This window comes from Natronoarchaeum rubrum, from assembly GCF_024494695.1.
In genome coordinates, this window is the sequence record NZ_JANHDP010000006.1 from 38,546 (window position 1) to 57,188 (window position 18,643).

The window sequence follows — 18,643 nt, forward strand, 5'->3', positions numbered from 1 at the left end:
AACCGCGAGTCGTTCAGCTTAGAAACCGAAGTCGAACTCCCACTCGTTCTCGGCTTCGGCCTCGCCGTACTGCACGTTCGTGTTACTCTGTTCGCTCTCCTGTTCGGCCTCAGTCTCACCGCTGACGATACCTACCGCGATGGCGTCGTCCTGATCGTTGTCGTTCACCTGAACGGCGTCCTGGTCCTGATCAACGTCGGCATCGGCGTCCTGGTCCCACCAGTCGTCGTCGGAGTCGGAGGCGGCCACGGGCGATGCCGTTGCCCCGAGCACGAGCGTTCCCAGCAGTGATACCGCGATCAATATCCGGAGTGCCTTTTTCATCGGTTGTCACGGGTGCCACGTCGCACCCGGCATCCGCTACCACGAAACTGTTGATAAACCACTTCGATCGTTTTACTGCCGTATCAGGCCCTATACGTGGAGGAGAGCTGATGATTGCCGTCCACCGCAGAGAAGATCGATGATATACGTGAACGTGACAGTGCTAATTTCGCAGTTCACTATATAATACGCTAATACTCCAGTGAGCACCGGCCTCTGCAGTCCCGCAAAATCAGGGGTCGTGAATCGGGTCCCGGTCGATCGTTCCCGGTAACGTCTGCTGAGTGGCCGATACTTGCGTTTTCAAAAGTCGCCTTCCCGAATTTGAGCGGATCATTCTGGTAGTTCTCGCTCGGCGATTCGTGTCGGAACTTCGCCCGTGTAGCGAAGTGCAGAATGTCGTGGTTAGCACTACGCAACCCAAATATCCTTGAAATGCCGCTTGAAATAACTCTCGATCGAGAGTCCGCCTCGTCGCGTGCGACGGTGAGCGGACGACACGCGAATCAGCTGCGCACCCGCGGGTGAAGTCTCGAATCTTCGTTTGCCGTCACCACCGTTCGTCGATCATCGATAGACGGTGTAGTTTCGGTCAGACCGAAAGAAGATCGAGGGGGCGGCTGTGAGTGGTACAACGGGGCGGTCGCACGCCGCTGGTTGCCGATTACGAGTCGGTGGAGGTGCTGACGTTCACCTCGGACGTCGACTCGGCAGTGTTGGTCTGGACGACAGTCTCGGAATCCCCGCTGACGGAACTCGACGTTGATTGGGTCGTCTGGCTGGTACTCGTCTCGCTTTCGACGGTGGTCTCCTGATCGACGATCGTGCCGTCGTCGACGGTGACGGTCTGGTTGACGCTGGTTCCGTCATCCAGCGAGAACGTTTGACTGACGGTGGAGTCGTCCTCAACGGCGATTTGCCGATCGACGACCGTCTCGCCGTCGACGGTGACCGTGTAGTTGACAGTGGTTTCGCTCTCGGAGCTGGAGCCTCGGTCGTCGTCGGTATCGTCGAAGAACGCTCCCCCAACGACGGTCGTCGTAACGACCGCGAGACCAGCGAGCAGTACCGCCGTGATCAGGAGGAGTGGTCCGTCTCGTACGTTCATGTTCGGGTCGGACGATCACTGAGCCGCGTAAAAATCGGTGCGATCGTTTCAGTGTCATCGGAGACACCTGAACGAAACCCGGCTACGGCAGTCGACTACAAGCCAGTCTGAAGGCCGAAGATACCAGACGGTATACGAACTGTTCACTGATGTAGTCGTATTGGATTGCAAGAACGGTGCCGATCGGCACAGCGCCGCCGCTCCCGGGACGATCAGTAAAAAATCGTGGAAGTGGCTAGTTCGAGCGTCTATTCGCGTCGCAGTGCGAGCAGCGCTGCACCGAGCAGCGAGACAGCCGTCACCCCGACACCGAAGCCAGGGAGCGAGCTATCGCCCGAGTTCTCGTCGGAGTCGTCGGTATCCTGCTCGTTAGTGGAACTACCGTCGGCGTCCTGTTCGTCGCTGGAACTATCGTCGTCGCCCGTATCGCTGCTCCCGGTGGAGTCTTCCTCGTTCTCCGAGGAATCCTCCTTGTCGTCGCCCGCGTCGCTGTTCTCCGTGGAGTCCTCCGTCTCGCTGTCCGAGGAACTCTCCTCGTCGCTCTGTTGTTCGGACTGATCGTCGCCGCCCGAACTTGCTTCGTTGGTGGCCTCGGCGATCCCTTCTTGGATGTTTTCGTTGTACTGCTGGCTCGTCTGGAACGCGTTGGACTCGCCGTCGTTCGTGGCGTACGCGACCGCCGCGCTCTGGTGGTTGAAGTTCAGCTGGTCGATCAGCTGGGTCTGCTCGATCTCCGCCCAGGCGCTCTGGTCGACGGTCTCGTCGCCGGCGTCGAGCTGGATCGCCCAGCCGGGACGCTCGGACGTCTCGGCGCCCGAGATGATCAGCGAGGTGGTCCGTGAGTGGAGGTTCGCGGCCTCGACCTCGGCGGCCTGCACGTTCACGTTCTGCTGGAAGCTACTCTGGAAGGCCTGCGCGCTGCTGTTCTCGATCGCGATCGCGAGCGCGAGGTTCTGGTTGTTGATGTTGCGCTGCGTGACGTCCTGGTGCTGCTTGATCTTCGCGACCGACTCCTGGGTCGTCAGAGTCGTCCCGCCGCTGTTCTGCTCGACGCTCTCCGTAGACGTGCCGGACGCGTTGGCCGCCTCGCCCTCCGAGCCGTTCTCGGTAGCGTTCGCGCTTCCGTCGTCAGAGACGTTCGGCGCGGCCGCGGCCATCGACATGCCGGAGATGCCGAGGATGCCGGTCTGCACGTTGGTTGCCGAGCTGAAGGCGACCTGGCTGTTGGAGTTGTACTGGTAACTCTTCTGGACCGCCAGCGCCTCGCTGTTTTCGCCCACGGCGATGGCGACCGCCAGACCTTGGATGTTGACGTTCACCTGCGTGACGTCCTGTTCCTGTTCGACGTCGGAATCGGCTTCCTGCTCACCGTCGCCGCCGCCCGCGTCGACATTAGTCGCGTCTGCCTCCGCGTACTGCGTGTTGGAGTTTCGCTGCTCGGCTTCCTGGTAGGCCGTCGCGGTGCTGTTGTCGACCGCGAGCGCGATCGCGGCACTCTGGTTGTTGAAGTTCAGCTGGTCGACCTCCTGCGACTGGATGACCTCGGCTTCGGAGTACTGCGAGCTCTGGTCCTCGTCGTCGTCGGAGCCGTCCTCGACGACCATCCCGGAGAAGCCGCCGGACGCGTTCTCTCCGCCCGCGAAGATGACGTTGACCTGCTCGACGTTACTGAGCGAGGTCGTCTCGACGACCTCGTTGCTCGCTTCGGCGACGGCGATCTGCCGATTGTCGTTCGCCTGTTCGTTCTGCTGGATGGCGTTGGCCTGGCCGCCGTTGATCGAGATCGCGACGGCCTGCCCCTGCTGGTTGACGTTCAACTGATCGACGTCCTGATACTGAACGACGGTCGAGTCTGCCACCTGCGCACCGTCGCCGTTTTTGAACTCGTCGACCCACTGGTCGAGGTCCTCCGAGGCAGTGTCGGCGCCGAACACCAGATAGACCGACTGTTCGGCGTCCGTTTGTTCGTCTTCGCCACCGATCGACGCGTCGCCGAGTGCGACCCCGCTCGTTGCGGTCGCGAGCAGGACGAGCCCGACGAGCAACACGTTCATTGCGTTCGATTTCCGTATCATGTTAGTCTCGTCGCCCCAGGAAGCCCTGGCGGACGACTTGAGCGGAGAGATAGCGAATTAACCCTTTGTTATTGAGCGTTTGCTACGTGATGGACGACAGTAGATGAAGACATACGAAACGGATAGTAACGTTTTGTTACGACAATAGTATCGCAGGCAGCATTTACCGGCCGTTCAAAGCGTCGACGGGAACACGAAACAGCGCGTAAGCACCGGCTACGAGAGGCTTCCGCGAGAATCAGGAAAACGTACTTCGGGGCCGGCATGGATCGTGGGCACGTATGTCTCACGACCTGCTCATGATCGTCGGCGACTACGTGGAAGACTGGGAAGTGATCGTTCCGTATCAGGCGCTGCAGGCGGTCGGCCACGAGGTCGATGCGGTCTGCCCGGACAAGGAAGCGGGCGACACCGTCGCCACGGCAGTCCACGACTTCACGGGTGAACAAACCTACAGCGAGAAGCCGGGCCACACGTTCGAGCTGTCGGCGACGTTCGACGACGTCGACGCCGAATCGTACGACGGCCTGGTGATTCCCGGCGGGCGCGCGCCGGAGTACCTGCGCACGTACGACGAGGTGATCGAGTGCGTGCAGCACTTCTTCGAGGAGGACAAGCCCGTCGCGGCGCTCTGTCACGCGCCCCAGTTGCTCAACGCGGCCGGGGTGCTGGAGGGCCGGGCGCTGACGTCGTATCCCGCAGTGAGAGCCGAAGTCGAGTCCGGCGGCGGCGAGTGGCACGACGGCGTCACGGTCGACGGGAACCTCGTCACCGGCCGGGTGTTCACCGACCACGTCGAGTGGATCTCGGAGTTCCTCGACGTGCTCGGAACGGACGTCCAGCACGGCGAGCCGATGCCAGCCAGCGACGACTGAGCGGCACAGCCGATCGATCCGCGGCGTCGCCGCGACTGGCGGCGCTGACGCCGCCGCGGCGCCTCAGTCGTCCGCCGGAACCGGCTCGCCGGCCAGCACGCCGCGGTACCGCTCACCGGCGTCGTCGCGTGCCGCGATGGCGTCCCGAATCGTCGGCGAGAGCCAGTCGTCGCCGGGCGCCGGTTCGCCCGCGAAGGCGTCGGTCCGTAGATTTTCGGGAAGGAATCGCTCGTACACCGGCAGGCGCTCGCGGAGCGGGACGTCGCCGTGGTCGGCGACGGCTTCCAGTTCGCGCAGCGCGGGCCACTCGTAGTCGGGGTTGATGTAGTCGTCGGTGATCGGCGAGACGCCGCCCAGATCGTCGATCCCGCAGTCGACCAGTTCGCGTGCCGGCGCGAGGTTCGGCGGCACCTGCACCGAGACCTCCTCGGGGAGCGCCGCTCGGGCCATCGCGACGACCCGGCGCATCGCGTCGAGCCCCGGAGATCCGCCGCTCCAGCGCTCGTTCTCGACGACGGGCTGGACGATCACCTCCTGAATATGCCCGTAGCGCTCGTGCATGTCGCGAATCGCCAGCAGGCTCTCGGCCCGATCTCGCCAGTCCTCGCCGAGGCCGACGAGAATCCCCGTCGTAAAGGGGACCGACAGTTCGCCGGCGTTCCGGATCGTGTTGAGCCGCTGGCCAGGGTTCTTCCGGCGCCGCCCGGCGTGGGCGTCGACGTCCGCGGTGGTCTCCAGCATCACGCCCATGCTGGCGTTGGCGTCCGCCACGGTTTCCATCTGCTCGTAGGTCTGGTCGCCGGGATTGCTGTGTGGCAGCAGCCCCTCGTCGAGGGCGATCTCGCAAACCTCGCGGAGATACTCGTGGATCGAGTCGTGGCCCCACTCGTCCAACTGGGCGTGGATCCGTTCGTAGCGGTCGTCCGGGTCGTCACCGAAGGTAAACAGCGCTTCCGTACAGCCCGCGTCGGCGCCCATCCTGAGCGTCTCGCGGACTTCGTCGGTGCTCATCAGCGTGGCCTCGCCCGGCGGGTCGAAGTAGGTGCAGTAGGTGCAGGTGTACCGGCACGCGGTCGTCAGCGGGACGAACACGTTGCGCGCGAAGGACAGTTCTGGGGCCGGATCGACGTCGGCGGGCCCGACGTCGAGCAGCGACGCCACGTCAGACTCGTCGATCGTCACGTCGACGCCGTACTCGTCGGCCCCCGGAATCATCATCGGAAGGAGTGCGCGCTCCCCGATAAAGGTTCGAGTTCGGCATCGGGACGCCGCTGACGCATCGGCGTCGGAACGTCTCCGGGCGGGTCAGGGCGAGCGCGTCACGTCCGCCCGACCGCCCTCGACGACCAGTTCGAATCCGGCGTCGCGAAGCCACGCCGTCGCGCGGCCGTCGCCGTGCAACAGCAACTCGACCAGATCCGCGCGCTCGTCGACGTCGGTCGACAGCCGGTGGGAGTCGGCGACCGCGACGTCGGCGTCGATTTCCTCGGCGATCCGTCGGTGGTCGCGGTAGGAGAGTCCGTGGTAGTCGACGCGAAACTCGGGGTGGCGGACGACGAGCGCGTTCGTCCCGCCGCCTCGCCCCGGTACGATCGCCACGTCGCCCTCACTCGCGAACAGACCGGCGAGCGCGTCGTCCGTCGCGAGCGCGAGATCGGCCATCACGACGGCGACGGGCGACTCGGGAACAGCGTCCGCGAGAACGTCGTTGACCGCGGGCGTCAGCGCCCGATCGTCGACCCGGACCGGCGCGTCGACGTCGATCGGCGCCGTCGAGAGCACCGTCGGCTCGCCGCCGGCCGCGCGGACAGCCGCCAGCACGTCGGCGAGCATCGCGCGGGCCAGCGCCGAGCGCTCGCGCTCGTCGAGCAGGTCGGCGAGGCGAGTCTTCGGGCGCTCGGCGTCGAACGGGACGAGGACGCGCATGCCCTCGCTTCGGCGGGTGGGAAAAAGGGAGTTCCGGAGTTACCCGAGCTTGTCGTAGTCGTCGCCCTGGCGCTGATAGAGCAGGTAGCCGATCCCGCCGAGCACGAGCAGCGCGACGAGCCCGGCGCCGCCGTACAGCAGCATGCTGCGCGTCTGGGCGCTGGACTCGGAGCTTTCGGCCTCGGACGCCGCGTCCTCGGCGTTCTGGACGGCGCGATCGAAGTCGCCGTTCTCGTAGAAGCCGACGGCGTTGTCCAGGGCGTCCTGGGCGCTGGAGACGTCCGCGCCGTTGCTTTCGGCGGTCTCGATCGCGGACTCGGCGTCCTCGATTGCGTTGCGAGCCTCCTTGCTGTTCGCGGTGTAGTGGTGGGCGTCGTAGCTGTCGATCGTGGTGGTGCCGCCGCCCGATCGGACCTCGGTGAACTCGGTCACGGTGAACCGTTCCTCGGGGTCGTAGCTCCACTCGCCGACCTCGGGGGCGGTGCCGGTGACGGTCACTTCGATCTCGTCCATGTCCTCGCTGGAGCTGACCGCATACTCGAAGGACTCGCCGCCGTAGTTCTGCGAGTCTGCGACCTGATCACCGTCGACGCCGTAGGCCGTCACCGTCCAGCTGGCGTTGGTCAGATTCGTCTCGCCCTGAAGGCCCCACTCGGAGGGAGTGTTGCCGGCGTACAGATCCGACAGCGTGTAGGTGACGCTCACTTCCTCTCCGACTTCCGCTTCCTGGGGAACGCCGTCGGCGTCGACGGACGCAACGGCTGCCGCCGGGGAGACCGCGGCGACCGCGACCGCCAGAACGAGCAGCAGCGTCCCGAGCTTAGAATAGTGGTTCGAGTTCATCGTCGTCATCTTCGACTAACGTCTCTAAATTATCGTCGCTTTCCTGGCGGATCTCCTCGATGTTGTCCTGGGCCTCGATGGCGACCTGCTGGAGCTCTTTGATGCGGGGGACGTTGGTGACGCCCGACAGCAGGATCACGCTGGCGACGAAGTTCGAGTCCGGCACCGGGTAGTCGCCGCCGCGGACTTCCATGCTGCCGGTCTGCTCCTCGAGCCACTTCCGCCCGCGCTCTATTCCCTTGCGGTTGAGGTGCTGGGGCGGACCGCTCAGAACCAGCAGGGCGCGTTCGGCGCCGTCGATCTCGCAGGGTAGCGTGAGCCGTCCGAGCGCGGCCTTCCGCACGAGGCTGGTGATCCGGTTGGTCGTGTGGGCGGTGTCGACCTGGTCGTCCTCGCCGCCGGTGAACCGGGAGAGCAGCCCGTTGTCGTCGTCCGTCTCGACTTCTTCGCGGGCGTAACCGACCGTCGAGACGCCGCCGCCCGACAGCGTGTTGATGATCTCCGAGGAGTCGACGACGCTCTCGGCGACCTCGTCGCCCTGACCGACCTCGCCGGCGCCAAAGAGGATGCCAAAGCGCCTGACGATCTCGTCGTTGATCTCCTCGTAGCCGCTCTCGACGGACTCGCCGGACTGTCGCCAGGAGTCGTTGTCGAACACGAGCAGGTTGTCGACCTCCCGAACGAACGTCTGGAACGACCGGGCGGCGTTGAGCGTGTAGATCCCGCCCTCGTCGCTGCCGGGCAGCACGCCCAGCCCGTAGACGGGTTCGGTGTAGATCCGCTTGAGATGTTTCGCGATGACGGGGGCGCCGCCGCTGCCGGTGCCGCCGCCCATCCCCGCGACGATCAGGAAGGCGTCGACCTCGTGGACCGGGATCCCGTCGATGGCACCCTGGACCTCGTCGATGTCTTCCTCGGCGATCTCGGCGCCGAGCTCGTTGTCGGCGCCGACGCCGTGTCCCTTCACGCGGGACTGTCCGATGAGGACGCGATTCTCCTGGGGCACTTTCTCCAGCCCCATCAGGTCCGCTTTGGCGGTGTTAACCGCTACCGCGGACCGGACGATCCCGCTGTGGGTGCGCTCGTCGTACTCCAAGAATTTGTCGACGATTTTCCCACCCGCCTGTCCGAAGCCGATCATCGCCAGTTTCATTGTTGGTATCCGGGTCTCCGTTGGCATGAGAACAGAGTCATTAAGGATATAAGCCTTGTGATGGGGGTGGTGAATGGCAACCGATACGCAACTACGAATCGCACGACTGCGTCGAGGTGTTTGGGTTATCCCGGTTCGTCGGACAGGTTACTTTAGTGGAGACAGATGTGCCATATAAAACAGGAACTCGCCCCCGTCTTAAGTGGGAACCGACGAACCACCCCGCAACGGCGTGATCGGCGCCTCGAAACGCGCGTCCCAGAGGAGGTACGCGCTACGGGGAGCGGCCGATCACGACAGACCGAGATACTTCGCGAGCGTGGTGAGTTCGTCCGCATCGACGCCGAAGGCTGCGACATCGTTCTCGACGACCGTGTTGTCGATCCGTAGCGAACGTGCCTGGTCGGGACCCATCGGAACGAACGGCAGCGGGCCGGCGGCGGTCAGCCCGATTTTCGCGAGCGCCATCGGCACCGGAAGCACGCGAACCGATTTCCCCTCGGCGCGGTAGGCGAGATGGGTCACGTCGGCCAACGTCAGCACCTCGGGACCGCCGATCTCGTAGACTTCGCCGGCGCGGTCCTCGTCGATCGCGCAGTCGGCCAGCATCGGCGCGAGATCACCGACCCAGATCGGCTGGAAGCGGGTCTTCCCGCCGCCCGGCAGTCCGGTGACGTACGGCGTCGTCAGCGCCTTCGTGAACCCGACGAACTCGCCGCCCTCGCCGAACACGACGGATGGACGGACGATCACCCAGTCCATCGGCGCGTCCCGGACGACCTGCTCGGCCTGCCCCTTGGTCCGGAGGTAGGCGGTCGAGCCGTCGGGATCGGCGCCGAGCGCGCTCATCTGGACGAGCCGGTCGACGTCGTGTTCCTCCGCGGCGTCGACGACGTTCTGGGTTCCGCCGAGGTGGACCGCTTCGTGGCTCGCGCCGCCGGAGGGCTTGAACAGCGGCGACAACGCGACCAGATTGACGACGACGTCCTGGCCCTCGAAGGCGCCCTCGATCGAGTCGTACGCCGTCACGTCGCCGGCAACCGAGTCGACGCCGTCGGGTAACTCCGCGTCGCCGGGGTCCCGCGAGAGCGCCGTGACGTCGTGCCCGCGGTCGTGCAGTTCGACGCAGAGATTCTGGCCGATGAAGCCCGTACCGCCGACGACGAGAACGTTCATAGTTCAAAGATATGCTCGAACGAGTATAAAGGTGAGCCAGCCGGCCGAACCGTGGGCGAACGGCAGCTGACGGGACAGCAGCGCCACGGCAGGATGGCGTCGGGTGGGGGTGATGGTGGCCGTCGTCGTATCGGCAACGGTGGCGTCAACGGCGTCGGCAACAGTGACGTCGACGCACCGGCGATGACGGCATCGACGCACCGGCAACGACGGCGTCGACGCGTCCGAAACGGCATCAGCCGGCACAGCAAGGGAGATCGGTCGCCTCCGACAGACAGTTGATCCGGGGGCCGAAAGTCGGTGGTATGCTGCTCACGCTCGAAGGGATCGACGGCAGCGGGAAGACGACCGTCTGGGAGGCCCTGCACGACGTCTATCCCGACGCCGTGTTCACTCGCGAGCCAACGAACACGTGGTACGGGGAAGCGGTCCAGCGGTCGATCGACGACGACGACGCCGACCCGCTGGCGGAACTCTTCTTGTACACCGCCGACCACGCCGCCCACCTCGCCGAGACGGTCCGGCCCGCGCTCGACCGGGGCGAGCTGGTGATCTCGGACCGCTACTCCGACTCCCGGTACGCCTACCAGGGCGCGACGCTCGACGGGACGGTACCGAACGCGATGGACTACGTGCGAGGCATCCACGAGCCGTTCACCAGGCCGCCCGACTACACGATCTATCTCGACGTCGACGCCGAGACGGCCGCCCGCCGCAGCGGAAAGACCAACAAGTTCGAACAGGACTCGTATCTCGCACGCGTCCGCGAGAACTACGACCGACTGATCGACGCCGACCCCGACCGGTTCGTACGAGTCGACGCCACCGAATCGCCGGAAGCGGTGCTCGAACGCGTCGAGAACGCTGTCGCCGAGATCCTGTCCGACGAGGCCAGCGACGCCTCGTAAGACGCCCGAAATCTAACGTTCCCCAATTACTACGATATACATTCGTGCGAACGGTGCGTTCTATGAATAATTTATCCGAAACTTTTACTTTCCGTTTGAGAGGAATATAGCGTAACGAACTGTCTGGAGGGACCATCGCAGCCGGTCGACGCGGAGCGAGGGAGGACGGCAATCGAACGTCCGATCGCGACCGGCGTTCGACGCGCGAACGAACCCGACAGTCACTCACCCACACCAATGGATTCGACAGACGACACCACCGAGAACGGATCGAGCACGACGGACAGCGAAGAAGACCTTCCCACCGAGGTACCGGAGGATTCGGTGCTGTACAACGACGAGGAAGGCGACGAGGCGAGCGAAGCACGGGACGACGGCGGCTCGTCGATCAGCCGCCGCGCGGCGCTGGGCGGACTGGGCGTCGGCGCTCTCGCCGTCGGCGGCGGGCTGGTGTTCAGCGGCGCCCTCGGCGGGTCCTCGGACGACGGGTCCGGTGACGACCCCGAGAGTTCGACGCCCGCGTCCGACGAGCAGTCCACCGACGAGGGGAACGGCGACGAAGGAAGCAGCGAAGAGGGTGCGGAGAGCCGCGACCCGGCGATGACGTTCGACAATCAGGCGTTCAAGGGCAACGGCGTAAATATCTCTGCGACGACGCCCGGCGAGTACGCGGTGCTCGTGACCTACGGCGAGGACGGCGACAGCGTCGTCGCCGGGACCGCCGAGGCGAACGACCTCGACGACGAGGCCGTCGCCGTCCGTTTCGAAGAGACCAGCGGCATCCCCGGCACCCACACGGCCCACCTCGTCGAAGGCGACACCAGCGGATACGAGGCGGGCGACGCGCTCACCGCCGAGACGATCGGCAACGCGGTCGTCTCCGACGCCGCGTTCGTCTCCGGTGAGGGCGACGACGCCGAGACCGGCGTCACGTTCGCCGATCAGGCGCTCGAAAACGGCGGCGTCAGCATGGAACTCACCACGCCCGACGACCACTTCGTCATCCTGACCTACGACCACGACGGGCAACCCATCGTCGCCGGCGGCGACGACACGAGTAACCTCGACGCCGAGACGCGCGCGGTCGACATCGTGGACCGCGACGGCGTCCCCGGCGAGCACACGGCCCACCTCCTCGCGAACGCCGACGGCAGCCAGTTCTACGTTCCGGGCGACGAGCTGTCGGAGGCCACCGCCGACGTGGTGACGGCCTCTGCCACGGCAACCGTCTCCGAGCCCGCCGTCGACCCCGCGGTGGCGATCTCGTTCGAGGACCAGTCGCTCGACGACGGATCGGTGACGCTGACGGCGACCGCGCCAGACGCGCACTTCGTCCTCGTCACCTACCGGAGCGGCGACGACCGAATCGTCGCGGGCGCCGACACCGTGAGCGGCCTCGACGGCGAGTCGGTCACCGTCGACCTCGACGACGACGGCGGCGTGGGCGGACTCCACACCGCCTACGTGGTCGCGAACGACGACGGCAGCCAGGTCTATCAGGCCGGCGACGTCGCCTCCCAATCGACGGTCGGCGCCGCCAAAGTGGCCTCGACCGCGGACGTCAGCGAGTGAGGACGCCGGCCGGAGCACACCCGACGAGCGGGCTCACGAAGGGTGCTGGTGACTGATCCGCTCGGCGATCACGCCGGGCACCGGCGTCCCGCAGTCCGTGCACTTCCAGGTCGAGGACACGGTTCCCCGCTCCCTGTCGAGATCCTGCTTGTAGCGCAGCGTCGCGCCGCAGATACAGCGGTGGGTCGCTCCCATACTCGACGGGAGGCGTCGCAGCAGCAAAAGCGGCGCCCCACGGTACCGACCGGCTGCGATCGCCGCAGTGCTGTGACCAGCCGCGATCGACGTCGACGACGCCGATGCGCAACACTGGTTATCCGGAGCCGTCTACGACGACGCGAATGACCGTCATCGGGATCGACGACACCGACTCCCGCGAGCGCGGGATGTGCACGACCTACGCCGCCAGTCGCCTCGCTCGCCGGATCGAGGCCGCGGACGGCGGCGTCGAGCGCGTCCTGCTCGTGCGCCTGAACCCCGCCGTCGAGCACAAGACGCGGGGCAACGCCGCGCTGGCGGTCCACACCGATATCGATCCCGCGTGCGGCTTCGAGCTCGCCAGAGATCTGATCGCCGACAGCGCGGAGGTCGACGACCCGCGGACGAACCCCGGGCTGGTCGTCGCCGACCAGGATCCGGAGAACGCGCCCGACGCCGTCGCCGAGTTCGCCCGCGAGGCCGTGCGGGATCACCACGAGATCGCCGACGCCGAGGCGCTGATCGAGCGAGCGGGCTACGAGAGCGCGGGCTGGAAGAACGCGCGCGGGAAGATCGGCGCCCTCGCCGCGATCGGCGCCTGGGCGGCCCTCGACGAGTGGACCTACGAGTACGTCAGCTACCGCGAGGCCGAGCGCCGCGGGACGCCGCGCGACGTCGACCTCGACTCGGCGTTCGCTGCCGCCGACGAACAGTACCCCGTGGCGTGGGACACCGTCGACCGCGTCGAGGGCCAGGCCGTCTGCGTTCCCCGCGCCCCGGGGCCGATTCTCCACGGGATCCGCGGCGACGACGCCGATGCCGTGCGAGCGGTCGCGGCCGGCATCGAGAGCGAATCGGTCGAGTCGTCCCAACTGTTCGTCACCAACCAGGGCACCGACGCGCACCTGCGCGACGCCGCTCTCGGGGCGGTCGAGGACGGCCGATCCTACCGCGTCGACGGGACGGTCGTCGAGCCGCCCGAAACGCGAGAGGGCGGACACGTCTTCCTGAGAATTGCCGGCGACGACGCAGTCGCCGACTGCGCCGAAAGCGACGCCGACGCCCGTCTCGACTGCGCGGCGTTCGAGCCGACCAAGCGCTTCCGCGATCGGGTGCGCGCGCTCCGGGTCGGCGACCGGATCACCGCCTGCGGCGAGATCGGCGACGAGACGCTCAAGTTAGAGAAGTTCGCGGTTCGAGAGCTGAACGACGTCGAACTCGCGACGCCGGACTGCCCCGACTGCGGCCGGTCGATGGAGAGCGCCGGCGCCGATCAGGGGTACCGCTGTCGGGACTGCGGGACGAGTCACGGAGGAAAGGTCGAGCGTCGGATCGACCGCGATCTCGAAGACGGGTGGTACGAGGTGCCGCCCTGTGCGCGGCGTCACGTCGCGAAACCGCTGGTTCGGGGCGGCTTCGATGCGCCGATCCACCCCGAGCGGTGATTGTCGGCGGCGATCAGCCGTTCGGCGGCCAGCCGCTCGGCGGTCGACAGTTCACGACGACGCCGACGCCGACGCGGCGTCGCGGCGCCGGATCCCGAGACGCCAGGCGAGGCCGACGAACGCGGTTCCGAGCAGCGCGACGCTGTCTGGCGTGACGCCGATCACCGCGAGCGCGACCGCGCCGATCCCGGTTGCGATTCCGAACGCGGCGGTCGCGGCGTCGTCGACCAGCGCGAGCGCGTAGTAGGTACCCGCGACGTAGGCGGCTCCCAGCGCCGCACCGGCGACGACGTCGACGAGGTAGTGGACGCCGAGCACGACCCGAGTCGCACAGACCAGCGTCACGATCGCGGCGGCGACGCCGTAGCGCCATCGGCGCGTCCGGATCGAGAGGCGCTGGGCGAGCAGTCCGTAGACGACCGTCGAGGTGACGGCGTGGCCGCTCGGGAACCCGTAGCTGCTGGCGGTGCCGGTCGCGACGTACAGCGGCTGGAGGACGCCGGGGAACTGGTCCGGCCGGGCCAGCCGAGTCGGCGGACGGGGGAGCGTAAAGGCGTACTTCAGCGCGAAGGCGAGTCCCAGCGCGCCGATCGTCAGGCCCGCGATCGTCGCGACGGCGTCCCGATCGACGACCTCGTCGTCCGCGTACCAGTGGAGCCCGACCAGCAGGGCGCCGACGAACCACACGTCGCCCAGCTGCGTCGCCAGCGCCGCGAGGAGGGCGACGGCGTCGGGGAGCACGGATTCGATCGCGTCGAACGCGCCGATGCCTCTGCTCATCGAACGGCCGTACACGGCGATCACACAAAGGTCCCGCGGCTACGGATGGGAAGACGGGCAGCCAGCGAATCAGAGCGTCTTCATCCCGCTGCCGGTCAGCGGGACGACGACGTCGTCGCCGGGCGCGACGACACCGCGGCTGCGATACTCGCGCAGCGCCGCGGTTGCGACGGCGCTGGTCGGCTCGACGTAGAAGCCCGCGCGGTGAAGCCGATCGAGTTCGCCCTCGACCGCGTCGCCGTCGATCGCGATCGCGTCGCCGCCGGAGTCGGCGATCGCGTCGAACAGCTGCTGTTCGCGGGCGGGCTCGGTGATCTGAATCCCGTCGGCGATCTCGTTGGACGGGACGTCTTCCGACGACTCCAAGGCAGTCGTCAGCCGGTTGTCGGGCTCGTCCTCGTCGTCGGCGTGGAGTTCGGCCGCGATCGGTGCGTAGCCGGCGGCCTGGCCGGCCAGAAGGCGGGGGATCCGATCGGTGTAGCCGGCCTCGCGCAGCGCGCGAAAGCCGCGGTAGGCACCCAGGAACAGCGTGCCGTGACCCAGCGGGAGCACGACGGCGTCCGGCACCGACCAGTCCCGCTGGGCGGCGATCTCGTAGGCCAGCGTCGCCGTCCCGGCGTAGAATGCGGGATTCCAGGCGTGGCTGGCGTACCAGACGTCCTCGTCGTCGGCCGCGTCGAGGCAAGCCGCCGTGACTGCCTCGCGGTCGCCCTCGATCCGGATCGGGCGGGCGCCCGTGCGCTGGATGGCGACCAGCTTGGACTGCTTGACGTCGTCGGGGACGTACACGTCGGCGTCAATGCCGGCGCGGGCGGCGTAGGTCGCGATCGCGGCTCCGGCGTTGCCCGAGGAGTCCTCGACGACCGTGTCGACGCCGAGTGCAGCCGCCCGCGAGAGCGTCGTCGTCGCGCCGCGATCCTTGAAGCTACCCGATGGGAACAGATACTCCAGTTTGAACTGCGCGTCCCAGTCGTCGGCCTCGACCAGCGGCGTGAAGCCCTCGCCCAGCGTCACCAGCGGCGCTTCGGGGAGAAACGACTGGAACGCCCACAGGCCCAGATCGCGGTCGAGCGCCTTCGGCGCCGGGGCGGAGCCGCGATCGGGGAGCGAGGGCTCGGCGTAGTCGAGCGGGTGACCGCAGTCACAGCGCCACGGCTCGTCGGGGCTCGCCGCGTAGGTGCGCCCGCAGTCGCGACAGTACAGATCGGCGACCATCAGTAGGTATCGACGTTCGTTCCGACCGAGCAGACGTACTCGCCGGTCGCCACCTGCGGGAGCCGTCGAGTGCGCCAGAACACGCCGTCGCTGTCGGCGGTCACCGCTTCCTTCTCGGTGCCGAACACGTCCGTCACGGTAAACAGCGTATCGCCCCCCGAGACGCGCTCGCCGAGGTCGACCTGAAAGTCGACGAGGCCGCCGGCGGGCGCGCCGTACTGCTCGAAGCCGGAGGCGCGGACCTGCGCCTCGATCTCGGATTGGCCGTCGAGGAAGCCGTACTCCCGCAGCACGTTGAACACGCCCTGCACGCCGAGTTCGATGCTGTGCTCGTCCCAGCCGACCGCGCCGCCCAGCTCGGGATCGATCGTCGGGACGCCCTCGTCGGGCGCCGCGCGGGCGAGCTGGCCGTCCGGACCCTTCTGGTCGAGGATGTAGCCGCAGCCGAACGTCTTGGCGAGTTCGAGACACTCGCGGTGGAGCCGGTGGCGCGAGCCACAGCGCACCCGCGTCTCGTCGATCATCCGGCTGGTCGACCCCTGGTGGAGGTCGATCACCAGGTCGGCCGAGACCGCGGCGTCGAACGTCGCCTTCGCGATGCGCTCGCTCGACGTCCCGTTCTCGTCGCCCGGGTACGCGCGGTTCATCTTCGTGTCGTCGATCGGGTTGCGGTGCTCCGCGACCTGGAAGGCGTGATAGTTGACGATGCCGACGATCAGGATCTCGCCCGCCAGCTCCGCGGGGTCGAGCTGTGGCACCACCCGGCGGACGACGCCGACGCCGTTGAGCTCGTCGCCGTCGCTGGCCGCCTGCACGTAGAGGCGTTTGCCCTCGCGAGCGCCGTTGATCACGGCGACCGGAAGCCCGACCGAGCTGCCATCTCGGCTCTCGCCGACCTGCAGCCGCCCGGTGTCCATCTCACCGGGGGCCGCAGTGGCCGTTCCCAGCGTTGTCATACCCCTACTGGACGGGCCCACGCTCTTTAGCGGTTCGGTCTCCGGGGCCGATTGTGCACGACCGGAGCCGCGGGAGGATCGCTGGGTGCCGAACGTATTTGATCCTCGCATCCGCACGTCCGAGCAAATGGCGACCGAACCGGCCGACGGCGAGGAGCCCGACGCGTTCGACCCGTTCCGGCAGTTCCTCGCGCTCGAACGGGACGTGCTCGTGCTCTCGGTGGCGATGTTCGCGTTCTCGCTCGGGTTCCAGATGACCAGCCGGTTCCTCCCCGAGTACCTCGTCGCGCTGGGCGGGGGCGGCCTCGTCGTCGGCGCCTACACCACCGTCGGCAACGCCATCTCGGCGGTCTACCCCTATCCCGGCGGGGCGGTCTCCGACCGGATCGGCTCGCGGTACGCGCTCACCGTTTTCGGACTGCTCTCGACGGTCGGCTTCGCGCTGTGGCTCGTCGCGCCCCAACTCGGCGCGATCTCGCTGTTCGGCGCGACGATCCCGGCGTGGATCTGGATCTTCGTCGGGCTCTTTCTCGCGCAGGCCTGGAAGTCGTTCGGGCTGGGCGCGACCTTTGCGGTCGTCAAGCAGGCGACCGCCCCCTCGAAGCTCGCGGCGGGCTTCGCCAGCACCGAGACGTTCCGGCGGACGGCGTTTCTGATCGGTCCGGTGCTGGCCGCGGCGCTGCTCGGCCTCCACCCCGATTTTACCGTGAGCTTCCAGTACGTACTCGGCGTCGCCGTCCTCTTCGGCGTCCTCGGGACGCTCGCACAGCACTTCCTCTACGACGCCGGCGAAGACTCGATCGGCGGGACCTTCGAGGGCGTCGACCGGATCCGCGCGGATCTCCGGGAGATGCCCGACGAGCTGCGGCCGCTGCTGGTCGGGGACACGCTCGTTCGGTTCGCCAACGGAATGGTGTACGCCTTCTTCATCCTCGTGGTGACGCGGTTTCTCGACGTCGGTCTCGCGACGACGCTGTCGACGCCGCTGGGAACGTGGGCGATCGATCTCTCGCCGGCCGCCTTCTTCGGCTACCTGCTGGGCGTCGAGATGGCCGTCGCGCTGCTGGTGATGGTGCCGGCCGCGAAAGTCGCCGAGCGCGTCGGGCTCAAGCCCGTCGTCGCGACCGGCTTTCTGGTGTACGCCGTCTTCCCCGCGATGCTGATCGCCGCACCGGCCAGTCCCGCCGCGCTGATCGCCCTGTTCGCGTTCTCGGGGCTGCGCTTCGCCGGCCTGCCCTCGCACAAGGCGCTGATCGTCGGGCCCGCCGAGCGGGGCGCCGGCGGCCGTGTCACCGGCTCGTACTACCTCCTCCGGAACGTCGTCGTCATTCCGAGCGGGCTGCTCGGCGGCGTTCTCTGGGAGGGACTCCCGAACCCGCTGACCGGAGCGACGCTGTTCGAGGGGAGTCCGACGGTCGCGTTCGGCGTCGCGACCGCGATCGGGCTGGCCGGGACGGCGTACTTCGTGGCGTTCGGCGAGGAGTTCGGCCCATACGCCGACGGGAACGGGACCTGAGAGACGGAACCCCATCCTGTCGCGACGCCGCGGCGACGTCATCCCCTCCGGGAACCCGGTTTCGACGCCACTTTGTGCCGGTGGACCCTACTCGCAGTCGTGCCACGGGACCAGCGCGATGCCGACCGGGAATCAGCGTCGAGCGACGACGCCGCGTTCGGAGCGCCCGCCGAGGAGAGCGCCGACGAATCGGCCGGCTTCGGCGCGACGTCGAGCGAGCGCGTCGAGTACGACGACCCGTCCGGCGGTGACAAGGACCAGCTCGTCGCGTTCGCCCGCGAACTCGGCGTCGAACGCAACGTCAAGTGGGCGGTCGGGCTCGGCGCGGCGTTCGCGGCGCTGCTGTACGTCGTGTTCGTGGTGATCCCGGCCGAGACGACCCAGTCGCCGGTGCTGTACCTGGGACTCGCGTTCGTCGTGTTCTTCGCCACGTCGCTGTCGCTGGCGATGCTCTTCACCGCAGTCTCGGCGTGGCGACGCGCTCGCGAACTGTGAGGGCCGGTCCCGCCCCGGCCAACAGGCCGCAAGCGGACCGGTCACGTATCCGTTCGACCTAGGCATATCGACAGAAAT

18 protein-coding genes are annotated in these 18,643 nt (G+C 67.2%); 6 read left to right on the forward strand and 12 right to left on the reverse strand.

The features are described from left to right. Positions 1 to 18 precede the first annotated feature (18 nt). The 3 genes from NO931_RS15410 to NO931_RS15420 form a co-directional block, all read right to left on the reverse strand. A complete protein-coding gene (locus tag NO931_RS15410; RefSeq protein WP_256393248.1) occupies positions 19 to 303 on the reverse strand; it encodes a hypothetical protein in 285 nt (94 codons plus the stop codon). A 685-nt stretch (positions 304 to 988) separates the two neighbouring features. Continuing rightward, the gene (locus NO931_RS15415; protein ID WP_256393249.1) at positions 989 to 1,432 is read right to left on the reverse strand and encodes a hypothetical protein; all 444 of its coding nucleotides are present in this window, start codon (positions 1,430 to 1,432) and stop codon (positions 989 to 991) included. A gap of 248 nt (positions 1,433 to 1,680) precedes the next feature. Continuing rightward, a complete protein-coding gene (locus NO931_RS15420) occupies positions 1,681 to 3,507 on the reverse strand; it encodes a PGF-CTERM sorting domain-containing protein (RefSeq protein WP_256393250.1) in 1,827 nt (608 codons plus the stop codon). 281 nt (positions 3,508 to 3,788) lie between these two features. Between NO931_RS15420 and NO931_RS15425 the strand changes: the two genes are divergently transcribed. Beyond that, on the forward strand, positions 3,789 to 4,382 hold the full coding sequence (locus tag NO931_RS15425) for a DJ-1/PfpI family protein (RefSeq protein ID WP_256393251.1): 594 nt from the start codon (positions 3,789 to 3,791) through the stop codon (positions 4,380 to 4,382). Positions 4,383 to 4,445: 63 nt separating this feature from the next. Here NO931_RS15425 and cofG read toward each other — a convergent pair whose 3' ends face one another. The 5 genes from cofG to NO931_RS15450 all read right to left on the reverse strand — a co-directional run bounded on the left by cofG (position 4,446) and on the right by NO931_RS15450 (position 9,480). Then, on the reverse strand, positions 4,446 to 5,597 hold the full coding sequence (gene cofG / locus NO931_RS15430; RefSeq protein ID WP_256393252.1) for a 7,8-didemethyl-8-hydroxy-5-deazariboflavin synthase subunit CofG: 1,152 nt from the start codon (positions 5,595 to 5,597) through the stop codon (positions 4,446 to 4,448). Positions 5,598 to 5,687: 90 nt separating this feature from the next. After that, on the reverse strand, positions 5,688 to 6,308 hold the full coding sequence (gene cofC, locus NO931_RS15435; protein ID WP_256393253.1) for a 2-phospho-L-lactate guanylyltransferase: 621 nt from the start codon (positions 6,306 to 6,308) through the stop codon (positions 5,688 to 5,690). 39 nt (positions 6,309 to 6,347) lie between these two features. After that, positions 6,348 to 7,151, reverse strand: a complete 804-nt coding sequence (locus NO931_RS15440; protein WP_256393254.1) for a hypothetical protein — start codon at positions 7,149 to 7,151, stop codon at positions 6,348 to 6,350. Further along, positions 7,129 to 8,304, reverse strand: a complete 1,176-nt coding sequence (locus NO931_RS15445) for a tubulin/FtsZ family protein (protein WP_256393499.1) — start codon at positions 8,302 to 8,304, stop codon at positions 7,129 to 7,131. Before NO931_RS15445 ends, NO931_RS15440 begins: the two co-directional genes overlap by 23 nt. A gap of 291 nt (positions 8,305 to 8,595) precedes the next feature. Next, a complete protein-coding gene (locus NO931_RS15450; RefSeq protein ID WP_256393255.1) occupies positions 8,596 to 9,480 on the reverse strand; it encodes a complex I NDUFA9 subunit family protein in 885 nt (294 codons plus the stop codon). Positions 9,481 to 9,785: 305 nt separating this feature from the next. Here NO931_RS15450 and tmk point away from each other — a divergent pair, with 305 nt between their 5' ends. Together tmk and NO931_RS15460 are read left to right on the forward strand one after the other, a co-directional pair. Further along, a complete protein-coding gene (tmk, locus tag NO931_RS15455; RefSeq protein WP_256393256.1) occupies positions 9,786 to 10,388 on the forward strand; it encodes a dTMP kinase in 603 nt (200 codons plus the stop codon). Between the two features lie 237 nt (positions 10,389 to 10,625). Then, entirely contained in the window at positions 10,626 to 11,960 is a 1,335-nt protein-coding gene (locus NO931_RS15460; protein WP_256393257.1) for a hypothetical protein, read from the forward strand. A 33-nt stretch (positions 11,961 to 11,993) separates the two neighbouring features. Here the strand turns inward: NO931_RS15460 and NO931_RS15465 are convergent, their stop codons facing one another. Then, the gene (locus NO931_RS15465) at positions 11,994 to 12,155 is read right to left on the reverse strand and encodes a hypothetical protein (protein ID WP_256393258.1); all 162 of its coding nucleotides are present in this window, start codon (positions 12,153 to 12,155) and stop codon (positions 11,994 to 11,996) included. A 146-nt stretch (positions 12,156 to 12,301) separates the two neighbouring features. Between NO931_RS15465 and NO931_RS15470 the strand changes: the two genes are divergently transcribed. Then, the gene (locus NO931_RS15470) at positions 12,302 to 13,603 is read left to right on the forward strand and encodes a tRNA(Ile)(2)-agmatinylcytidine synthase (RefSeq protein ID WP_256393259.1); all 1,302 of its coding nucleotides are present in this window, start codon (positions 12,302 to 12,304) and stop codon (positions 13,601 to 13,603) included. Between the two features lie 51 nt (positions 13,604 to 13,654). On the opposite strand, the gene NO931_RS15475 is transcribed toward NO931_RS15470, so the two are convergent. From NO931_RS15475 to NO931_RS15485, 3 genes are all read right to left on the reverse strand, one after another. Then, positions 13,655 to 14,383 (reverse strand): phosphatase PAP2 family protein, encoded by a 729-nt coding sequence (locus tag NO931_RS15475; protein WP_256393260.1) that lies wholly within the window; start codon positions 14,381 to 14,383, stop codon positions 13,655 to 13,657. Between the two features lie 69 nt (positions 14,384 to 14,452). Continuing rightward, a complete protein-coding gene (locus NO931_RS15480) occupies positions 14,453 to 15,598 on the reverse strand; it encodes a pyridoxal-phosphate dependent enzyme (protein WP_256393261.1) in 1,146 nt (381 codons plus the stop codon). Beyond that, complete coding sequence (locus tag NO931_RS15485) at positions 15,598 to 16,554, reverse strand: succinylglutamate desuccinylase/aspartoacylase family protein (protein WP_256393262.1); 957 nt, start codon at positions 16,552 to 16,554, stop codon at positions 15,598 to 15,600. Before NO931_RS15485 ends, NO931_RS15480 begins: the two co-directional genes overlap by 1 nt. A 127-nt stretch (positions 16,555 to 16,681) precedes the next feature. On the opposite strand from NO931_RS15485, the gene NO931_RS15490 reads away from it, so the two are divergent. Further along, positions 16,682 to 18,070, forward strand: a complete 1,389-nt coding sequence (locus NO931_RS15490; protein ID WP_256393263.1) for an MFS transporter — start codon at positions 16,682 to 16,684, stop codon at positions 18,068 to 18,070. 99 nt (positions 18,071 to 18,169) lie between these two features. Beyond that, complete coding sequence (locus tag NO931_RS15495; RefSeq protein WP_256393264.1) at positions 18,170 to 18,565, forward strand: DUF7536 family protein; 396 nt, start codon at positions 18,170 to 18,172, stop codon at positions 18,563 to 18,565. Positions 18,566 to 18,643: the final 78 nt, after the last annotated feature.